We start from the raw sequence: 9,289 nt of genomic DNA, 5'->3' as shown, positions 1-9,289 counted from the left end.
CATCGCCCAACAACAATTGTCTACAAACCTCTGAGACAACAACTGTCAATGAAGACCTGAGACATGAACTGTCCACGAGGACCTGAGACATGACAGCGGCGTGTCGCAGCACCTATTCGCCAGTCGATTGTGGCCACGTTCCCTGGGGGCTGCACCGGCTGACGGCGCACCGGCAGGAGGCGGTCCTGGAGAGCCGGCGTGCGAGTCGCCCAGCCAACGGCCACCTGCTCGGTCGGCTGGAGGTTGTGCCAGCGGCCACATCGGCCGGCTAGAGGTTCCAGCCGGCGATCGCGGGCGTCCTTTTGTCCCAGCCCAACCGGCAGACGGCGGCAGTTTCCAGAACGAAATGCCGGCCCTCGACCGGTTCCATCCCGAGCCACCGGGCGGCCAGCACGCGGAGGAAGTGTCCATGCGCCACCAGCAGCACCTGCCTCGGTTCAGACGCTTCGGACGCTCCGGACGCTTCGGGCGACCGCATGCCGGGGTCGGGCGGGAGCCCAGCGGGAGCGCCGCCGGATGCCCCACCGCCGAAAGCCGCGCCGTCTCCGCCCTCCAGGACTTTCGCGATGACATGGTCGGCCCGGTCCGCCACCTGTTGCAGCGACTCGCCGCCGCGGACGCCGTGGGTCCAGATCAGGTAGGAGGGGTCCACTGCCCGGATAGCGGAACTCTGCAGTCCTTCGTAGTCCCCGTAGTCCCACTCGTGTGCCTCCGGCACCACTTCCGCTTCCGGATAGCCGGCCAGTTCGGCGGTCCGGCGCGCACGAGCCAAGGGAGACGTCAGGACGGTGCGGAAACGGACTCCAGCCAGCTTGGCGGCGGCGTCGCGGGCCTGCTGGACGCCGGTCGGCGTGAGCTCCAGATCCGTCAGCCCGGTGTACCGGTGGTCCCGCGACCACTCGGTTTCGCCATGGCGCATCAGCCACAGCACCGGGAAGTCATGCGGACCTGCCGTGGTCACGGCCGGTCCGCGTCTCCGCGCGGCGCTGGCGCGCCTTGGTCGACCACGGGGGCGAATTCCGGCTGGTCCCGCCACCAGGCCAGCAGTTTGGCTTCTGCCGCTTCCGGGGCCGCCGGCCCGTTCTCCAGGCGTTCTTCCAACAAGAACCTGTAGGCGCGGCCGACCAACGGCCCGGGCTTGATGCCCAGCAGCGCCATGATCCGGGCGCCGTCCAGGTCCGGCCTCACCGCATCGAGCTGCTCCTGCTCCTGCAACGTGGCGATCCGCTGCTCCAGGTCGTCATAGGCAAAAGCCAGCTGCTCCGCCTTGCGCTTATTCCGCGTGGTGACATCGGAGCGGGTCAGCCGGTGCAGCCGCTCCAATAGCGGCCCGGCGTCGTTGACGTAACGGCGCACGGCCGAATCAGTCCAGCCGGCCTCGCCATAGCCGTAGAAACGCATGTGCAGTTCCACCAGCCGGGACACGGCCTTGATGGTGTCGTTGTCGAAGCGCAGCTTCTTCATCCGCTTGGCGGTGAGCTTGGAGCCCACCATGTCGTGGTGGCGGAAGCTGACCGCACCGGAAGGTTCGAAGCGGCGGGTGGCCGGCTTGCCGACGTCGTGCATCAGGGCGGCGAACCGCAGGACGAAGTCCGGTCCCGGCAGCGCGCCGTCGTCGTCTGTCTCCAGGCTGCAGGCCTGCTCCAGCACGGTGAGCGAGTGCTGATAGACGTCCTTGTGCCGGTGGTGCTCATCGATCTCCAGCCGCAGCGCGGCAACTTCGGGCAGCACAAAGTCAGCCAACCCGGTGTCCACCAGCAGGTCCACACCAGTGCGCGGGTCCTTGCCGTTGACAAGCTTGACCAGCTCGTCGCGGACGCGTTCGGCGGAGATGATCTCGATCCGGCCGGCCATGTCCTTCATCGCCGCCGACACCTCGGGCGCCACGGTGACCCCCAGCTGAGAGGCGAACCGCGCCGCGCGCATCATCCGCAGGGGATCATCGGAGAACGACGACGACGGCGCGCCCGGGGTGCGCAGCAGTCCGGCGTGCAGGTCCTTCACGCCGCCGCACGGGTCCACCAGTTCCAGCGAGGGCAGCCGCAGCGCCATGGCGTTCATGGTGAAATCGCGGCGGAACAGGTCGTCCTCCAAGGACGTTCCGAACGCCACCACGGGCTTGCGGGAATCCGGGTCGTAGGCCTCCGCCCGGTAGGTGGTCACCTCGATGGTGTGCTGGCCCTTGCGCAGGCCGATGGTGCCGAAGTCGCGGCCGATCTCCCAGAACGTGTCCGCCCATTTTTTGACGACGGCGATGGTGGCGTCCGGATCGGCGTCGGTGGTGAAATCGAGGTCCGGGGAGATCCGGCCCAGGAACAGGTCGCGCACGGGTCCACCGACCAGCGAGAGTTCGTGGCCCGCGTCCGCGAAAAGCTCTCCGAGTTCAATTACCACGGCCGGCAACGCCAGGGACGGGGCGTTGGAGCCGGAAGCGGACGGGAACTGCGAACCAAAAAGGTGAACCATAGTGACTTAAGCGTGCCAGATGCCGGGCACGATGTTTAACAATGTCCCGGCGGCTCGGCGTCGACATCCTCGGGTCCCGACAAAAATCGTTAGAGTGGACGCATGGCACACCCGGTTCCGAGCGCCCCGAAGCGCACCCCGCTGACAGCGTCAGTGGGCAGCGCCGCGCCCGGACACCATTCACTGCCCACCGTGGAGGAAATTTCGGCCGGCGGCGTGGTGGTGGATACGTCCACCAGCGACCTGAACGTGGCCATCATTGCCCGCTTCAACCGCGGCGGCCGGCTCGAGTGGTGCCTGCCCAAGGGCCACCCGGAGGGCCGGGAAAGCAATGAAGAGGCCGCGGTCCGCGAAGTTGAAGAAGAAACGGGAATCAAGGGTCGCGTGCTTGCCACGCTCGGCAGCATCGACTACTGGTTCACCGTCAGCGGCCACCGCGTCCACAAGACCGTGCACCACTTCCTGCTCGAGGCCACCGGCGGCCTGCTGACCATCGAGAACGACCCGGATCATGAGGCAGTCGATGTGGCATGGGTCCCGTTGGCGGACCTCGGCCGGAAGCTGTCCTTCCCGAACGAGCGCCGGATCGTAGACCTGGCCCGCGAAGTCCTGCCCGGCCACGTCTGAGGCCGTCTGCCGAATGCGGCCCTGCGGCCGTTTTTCAGGTGAGATCATAGAGGACGATGTCCGAGACCAAGATCCCCGCCGAAAACCCCGTGCAGCACAGCACGGCCAAGTCCAGTGCCATCATGGCGGCCGGAACCATGGTGTCCCGGGTGCTGGGCTTCGTCCGGACCGCCCTGCTCGCCGTCGCCATCGGTGCCAATACGACGATGGGCGACATCTTCGAGAAGGCCAACACCATCCCGAACATCATCTACCTGCTGCTGGCGGGCGGGGTGTTCAATGTGGTGCTGGTTCCGCAGATCATCAAAGCCAGCCGGAAGAGCGACGGCGGCGCCGACTTTGTCAGCCGCCTGCTCAGCCTGACGCTGCTGGTGCTGGCCGGGATTGCGCTGCTGGCAACACTCCTTGCCGGTCCGATCATCTCCGTCCTGACCCGCGACTGGACACCGGTCATGCTGGAGCTTGGCACCGTGTTCGCCATCTGGTGCCTGCCGCAGATTTTCTTCTACGGCCTGTATGCAGTGGTGGGCCAGGTGCTCAACGCCCACGGACGCTTCGGCTGGTATATGTGGGCTCCTGCCCTGAACAATGTGGTGGCCATCGGCACCTTGGGACTCTACATAGCGCTGTTCGGCCGCTACCTGCCCGGCAGGGGCGATCCGGAACTTTGGACCGGCGCGCAGACCGCGGTGCTGGCCGGCGGCACCACGCTGGGCATCGTGCTGCAGGCCCTCATCCTGCTGTGGCCGCTGGGGCGGCTGGGGCTGGGTCTGAAGCTCAAGCTCGGCTGGCGCGGTATGGGCTTCGCCGCCACCGGCAAGGTGGCGCTGTGGAGCCTGGCTACCATGGTCATCGCCAACACTGCCTATCTCTTCTATGGGTCCATCGCTTCCAGTGCCACCGCTGCCCGCGCTGAACTGGCCGGATCCGGCGCATCGGTCCCCGGCGAGTACGCGCTGAACACGGCCCAGCTGATCGCCATGCTGCCGCATTCGGTGTTCGTCCTTTCCGTGGCCACGGTGCTGTTTAACAGGTTGTCCCACCAACAATCGGCCGGCGCGGTGGACGACGTCCGCAGCACGGTGAGTTCCGGCCTGCGCACCATCGGCGTCGCCTCCGTCTTTGGTTCCGCCGCGGTGGTGGTGCTGGCCGGCCCGCTGGCCCGGCTGTTTGCGGGATCCGGGCCCACCGCTGCAGCCTCCGCCGCGTCGATGGGCCAGGTCCTTGCCATCGTGGCGGCGGGCATGCCCTTCATGAGCATCTACTTCTTCCTGGGACGAGTGTTCTACGCGGAGGAAGACGCCAAGACACCGCTGATCATGCAGGCCATCTGTTCCGGCGCCTCGGTAGTGCTGGCCATGCTGATCGCCTGGCTGGTGGACCCCACCATGGTGGTCTACGCGCTGGCGCTGCTGTTTGCTGTGTTCCATGTGGTCTCTGCCGTGCTGGCCCATCACTTCGCCCGGCGCCGTCTGGGAGATTACGGCGCGGGGCGGGTCGTGGACACCTATATCCGCCTCGGCTACGCGGCACTGGGCTCCGGATTGGTGGGCGCGGCAGTGCTGTGGTTGTTCGGGGGTTACGCTCCTGGCGGATTCGCCTGGCAGTCCATTGCCGCCGCGATGGTGACCATCGCCGTCGTCGGACTGGTGATGGCCGCCGTTTACCTGCTGCTGCTGCGTGCCCTGCGCGTCCAGGAACTGCAGGACTTCCTGGCGCCGATCATGAATCGGTTGCCCGGACGCGCCTGACGGAAACGGGAATCGGCTCCGGCACCGGCTAGCATGGAAATCAAATTATCTAGTCAGGGGCGCCAGTCCAGGACAGCCGGGAGGAACTAGTGCCGCAGCCAGTTGATGTGGGCATGCTGCTTGGTGGCCGTTACAAGGTCACAGCCCAAGTGCTTGCCTCCGCCGAACACGATTTGGTCCTCGACGGCGTGGACCAGGTGCTCAACCGGCCGGTCAGCATCCTGGTATCTGCACCGGAAAATGCCAGCCAGGTCGCCATGAGCGCCCGCGAAATCGCCACCGGCGAGCGGGCCAGCAACGTCCAGATCCTGGACCTTGGCAACGCCGACGGGGTCACCTATCTGGTCACCAACGAGGCACAGGCCGCCGACCTGCTGGACTTGGTCATCCAGCGGGACGGCCCGTATGTGGAGCCCTTCTTTACCGACACCCTCGGTTCCGAAATCTTCGGCCAGGTGCGCTCCACCGAACCGGAGCCGTACGAGGACGAGTACGAGGAGTACGAGGACGAGCCTCGGCAAAGCCTTCGCGACCGGCTGAACAAGCTAGACCTGCCCAAGCTGGGCAAGAACGCGCCGGAAGGAACCGCCAAAGCCCGGTTCGGCCGGCAGCCGGAAGGCTCGGCCTCTGGCGCCGGTGCCGCCGCAGGAGCCGCCGCAGCGGCTGCCTCGGCCGGCGCACACGTGCCGCCGCCACCGTCCGCGCCGCCCGCACCTGCGTCCGCCAGCCCGGCGACGGCACCTGTCTCGCGGCAGGTTCCGGCCTCCCGGCCGGCAGCCGCCCAGCCGGCCGCTGAGAAGCCCAGGGTCAGTCTGTGGCCGGAGGACGACGGCGATGAGGCCGAGGCCCGCTCCGCCGCCGTGTTCCCCGCGGCAGCCCGCACGAGCAATCAGCCCGAGGCCGACGATTACGAATACGACGAGTACGACGACGAGGAACGCAACAGCCCGAGGTCGTCCAAGTTGCTGGTGGGCGGATTGCTGGCCGTGTTGTTGGTCGTCGCGATCGTCGTGGCGGTCAGCCAGTTGAATCTCTTCCGCGGCGGCCCCGTCGCCAATGGGTCGGAGGCCGGAAATGAAACCGGCGCCGCTTCTAGTCCGGCGGAAACCGGTGCTGAAGAAGAATCGGCTCCCGCCGCCGAAGTTGTCGAGCCGGTCATCGCCGACCTCACCCGGCAGGTTCCGGACATGCAGGAACTGGACGCTGAGAACGATGGCAAGCTGTCCGAAGCCGTCGACGGCAACCCCGCTACCTACTGGGCCAGCTTTCAGTACGTGTCGGACAATTTCGGCGGCTACGCCAAGAACATGGCGCTTGTTGTCGAGCTGGAGGATCCGTCGAGCATCAGCTCCGTGGTGCTGACTCAACTCAGCGGTACCGGCGGAAACTTCTCCGTACTCTTGAATGACGAGCCAACCTTGGACGGAGCCAACCAGGTAGCCCAGGGAAGCTTCACCGCGCAGAAGACCACCATTCCGGTGCCCGAACAGGATGGCGCTGCGCCCAAGGCCCAGTACGTCCTGATCAACTTCACGCAGCTGCCCAAGCTCTCCAACCCCATGGGCGGCCCGCCCTACGGGATCCGCATGGCAGAGATCGAGGTCTCCTAGCCGCTGCAGGGGGCCGTGCCGCCCGAGCACGGAATAAGCCGGCGACACGCGCCGTTGACACAAGTGTTGGCCCTGCTGCCCGCTCAAGGCGGCCGGGCTAGGTTTACACCAATACCAGAGGAAGAGGTTCGCAGGCAGTGAGCACAGAAACCACACCGTCCGTCCGCGACGTCATCATCGTTGGGTCCGGTCCGGCCGGCTACACGGCAGCTGTTTACACTGCACGAGCCAATCTCAATCCCCTGCTCATCGCCAGCTCTGTTGAGGCAGGCGGCGAGCTGATGAACACCACCGACGTGGAAAACTACCCTGGTTTCCCGGGTGGAATCCTGGGCCCGGAACTGATGGAGAACTTCCAGAAGCAGGCCGAGCGGTTCGGGACCGAGATCCTATTCGAAGACGTCACAAGCCTCGAGCTCGAAGGCGACGTCAAGAAGGTCACCATCGGATCCGGCGAAACCTTCCTGGCGCATTCGGTGATCATTTCCACCGGCTCTGCATACCGTGAACTGGGACTTCCCGACGAAAAGCGCCTCGCCGGACACGGCGTCAGCTGGTGCGCAACCTGCGACGGTTTCTTCTTTAAGGGCCAGGACATCGCAGTGATTGGCGGAGGCGACTCTGCCATGGAGGAAGCCCTCTTCCTCACCAAGTTCGCGGACTCCGTCACGGTTGTCCACCGCCGCGACACCCTTCGTGCTTCCAAAATCATGCAGGAACGCGCCTTGGCGCACGAGAAGATTAAGTTCGTCTGGAACTCGGAAGTCATCGGGCTGGAGGGCGAGAACAAGGTCTCCGCGCTGAAGCTTAAGAACACGGTCGATGGTTCTGAGTCGGTGCTGCCGGTGACAGGCGTTTTCGTCGCCATTGGCAATGATCCCCGGGTCTCCCTTGTCCAAGATCAGTTGGAACTGACGCCCGAGGGCACCATTGCGGTTCAAGGCCGGTCCTCCAAGACCTCACTGCCCGGGGTTTTCGCAGCCGGCGACGTCATTGACCCGACCTACCGCCAAGCCATCACCGCCTCGGGCAGCGGCTGCGCCGCCGCCATCGATGTGGAACACTACCTGGCCGACCTCGCTAGCAGCCACGCCGGCATTGCCGAGCCCGCAACCGTCTGAAACCGGTTCGAGAAAGAGAGAACAGCATGAGCAACGCAAAAGATGTCACCGACGCTACTTTCGAAGCGGATGTCCTGAAGTCCTCCAAGCCCGTGATTGTAGACTTCTGGGCAGAGTGGTGCGGCCCTTGTCGCATGCTCTCGCCCATCCTCGATGACATCGCTGCCGAACACTCCGGCAAGGTCGAAGTCGTCAAGCTCAACGTCGATGACAATCCCGCGACGGCAGCGCAGTACGGCATCACGTCCATCCCCGCTGTCTACGTCTTCAAGGACGGCGCGGTGGCCGCGACTTCCATCGGAGCGAAGCCGAAGCAGGTCATCGAGCAGGAATTCGCTGAGTTCCTCAACTAGCGAGATGGAAAACGACGCGACAGACCAGAGTCTGCGCCGTTCAGACATCAGTCGGCGCGTAGTAGCCCTCCGTGAAGGGCTGCTACGCGCTGGCGTTTCTATGGCGTATCTTGCCCCGGACCAAGTAAACAACCCCAATGTGTTTGATGACCATGTGGATGCTGCCGTCCGCACCTTCCAGCAGCAGCGGGGTTTGATGGTCGACGGCGTCGCGGGCCCCGAGACGGAAAGAGCATTGGCCGAGGCCCAGTTTAAACTCGGCTCCCGCCGGCTTGTGTATGACCCAGCGCGCACCGTGCTTCGAGGAGACGACGTCACGGAGTTGCAGCGCCAGCTTTCTTTTCTCGGGTTCTACTATGGGCACATAGATGGCGAATACGGGCAACGAACCCATCTGGCCGTTCGTGAACTGCAACTGAACCTTGGCCTCGAAGCTACCGGCGTCGCAGACGGAATACTGATTTCAGCGATGGAGCGCATCAACCGGACAATCAGTCCGAGCCAAGCGTTTTCCCTCCGCGACTACGAACGCCTCAGCCAAGCATCAGCAAACTTGCGCGGCCGCACCATCGCCATCGCGCCTGGTTCTGGGGTGGGCGCAGAAGCAACAGTCGCCGACGCTTCCTCAGGTCAGCCTCTCACAGAGAAATTCGTCGCCAGTGACGTATCCAGCCGTGTAGGGAAGATCCTCACGGAACTTGGGGCGAGTGTTGAGATCATAGATCAACAGCCTGTGGATGGGAGCGACGTCCGCGCTGATCTGATCAAAGCCACGTCCCCTAGCCTGAGCATCGCCATCCACTGTGATTGGTTGCCCCAACCTGCGGCTAACGGTGTTAGCGCTTTCTTCTGGGGCCGCCCTGAATCCGGCGAGGTGCGCTCTCCTATCGGCCATCGTGCTGCGGAATTGATCCTGAAGGAGGTCGTCGCTCGTACAGGATCCACCTCCTTGGGACTTCACGGCCGCAGCTGGGACATTCTCCGCCTACCCAGCACGCCGTCTGTTCAGCTGGACATCGGTTATTTGAGCAGTCCGCTCGATTCTTCCCGGCTTGCCGATCCGATCTACCGCCAGATCTTGGCCGATTCCATCGTGATCGCAATCCAGCGCCTTTACCTACTAGAAGAGGACGACGAGCCGACGGGGACGCTTGCGTTGGACGACGTTCTCCGCTTCAATCCTCCGTTTTAGATCGCCAGCACCCTAGTTCGTTTCACGTGAAACGGACTAGAGCGCCTCTTTCTCCCCGTCCTACGCTTGCTAGTTGTACTTAGACAGCAGGTTGTTTACACCGGCTGATGGGTGGGCGGCCTCCGATGGCACTGTGTGCCCGGTGGTGGTTGTAGAAGTCTAGCCATGT

General features: G+C 64.5%; 8 protein-coding genes. 6 read left to right on the top strand and 2 right to left on the bottom strand.

Annotation, left to right across the window (positions count from 1 at the left end):
• Window positions 1-268: 268 nt before the first annotated feature.
• Complete coding sequence (locus AB0N75_RS18730; protein ID WP_364652450.1) at window positions 269-919, bottom strand: histidine phosphatase family protein; 651 nt, start codon at window positions 917-919, stop codon at window positions 269-271.
• Between the two features lie 38 nt (window positions 920-957).
• Entirely contained in the window at window positions 958-2,466 is a 1,509-nt protein-coding gene (locus tag AB0N75_RS18725) for a CCA tRNA nucleotidyltransferase (RefSeq protein WP_364652449.1), read from the bottom strand.
• 102 nt (window positions 2,467-2,568) lie between these two features.
• Here AB0N75_RS18725 and AB0N75_RS18720 point away from each other — a divergent pair, with 102 nt between their 5' ends.
• The 6 genes from AB0N75_RS18720 to AB0N75_RS18695 all read left to right on the top strand — a co-directional run bounded on the left by AB0N75_RS18720 (window position 2,569) and on the right by AB0N75_RS18695 (window position 9,120).
• Window positions 2,569-3,093, top strand: a complete 525-nt coding sequence (locus tag AB0N75_RS18720; RefSeq protein ID WP_364652448.1) for an NUDIX hydrolase — start codon at window positions 2,569-2,571, stop codon at window positions 3,091-3,093.
• A gap of 56 nt (window positions 3,094-3,149) precedes the next feature.
• The gene (gene murJ, locus AB0N75_RS18715; protein ID WP_364652447.1) at window positions 3,150-4,844 is read left to right on the top strand and encodes a murein biosynthesis integral membrane protein MurJ; all 1,695 of its coding nucleotides are present in this window, start codon (window positions 3,150-3,152) and stop codon (window positions 4,842-4,844) included.
• Between the two features lie 89 nt (window positions 4,845-4,933).
• Window positions 4,934-6,454, top strand: coding sequence for an ABC transporter substrate-binding protein (locus tag AB0N75_RS18710; RefSeq protein WP_364652446.1), 1,521 nt, complete (start codon window positions 4,934-4,936; stop codon window positions 6,452-6,454).
• Between the two features lie 137 nt (window positions 6,455-6,591).
• The gene (gene trxB, locus AB0N75_RS18705; RefSeq protein WP_364652445.1) at window positions 6,592-7,575 is read left to right on the top strand and encodes a thioredoxin-disulfide reductase; all 984 of its coding nucleotides are present in this window, start codon (window positions 6,592-6,594) and stop codon (window positions 7,573-7,575) included.
• Between the two features lie 26 nt (window positions 7,576-7,601).
• Entirely contained in the window at window positions 7,602-7,928 is a 327-nt protein-coding gene (trxA, locus tag AB0N75_RS18700) for a thioredoxin (RefSeq protein WP_364652444.1), read from the top strand.
• Between the two features lie 4 nt (window positions 7,929-7,932).
• Complete coding sequence (locus AB0N75_RS18695) at window positions 7,933-9,120, top strand: peptidoglycan-binding protein (RefSeq protein WP_364652443.1); 1,188 nt, start codon at window positions 7,933-7,935, stop codon at window positions 9,118-9,120.
• The last annotated feature ends 169 nt before the right edge of the window (window positions 9,121-9,289 follow it).

The sequence above is a fragment of the Arthrobacter sp. NPDC089319 genome, from assembly GCF_040684925.1.
Taxonomy (GTDB): domain Bacteria; phylum Actinomycetota; class Actinomycetes; order Actinomycetales; family Micrococcaceae; genus Crystallibacter.
This window is presented reverse-complemented; position numbering and strand designations above follow the sequence as displayed.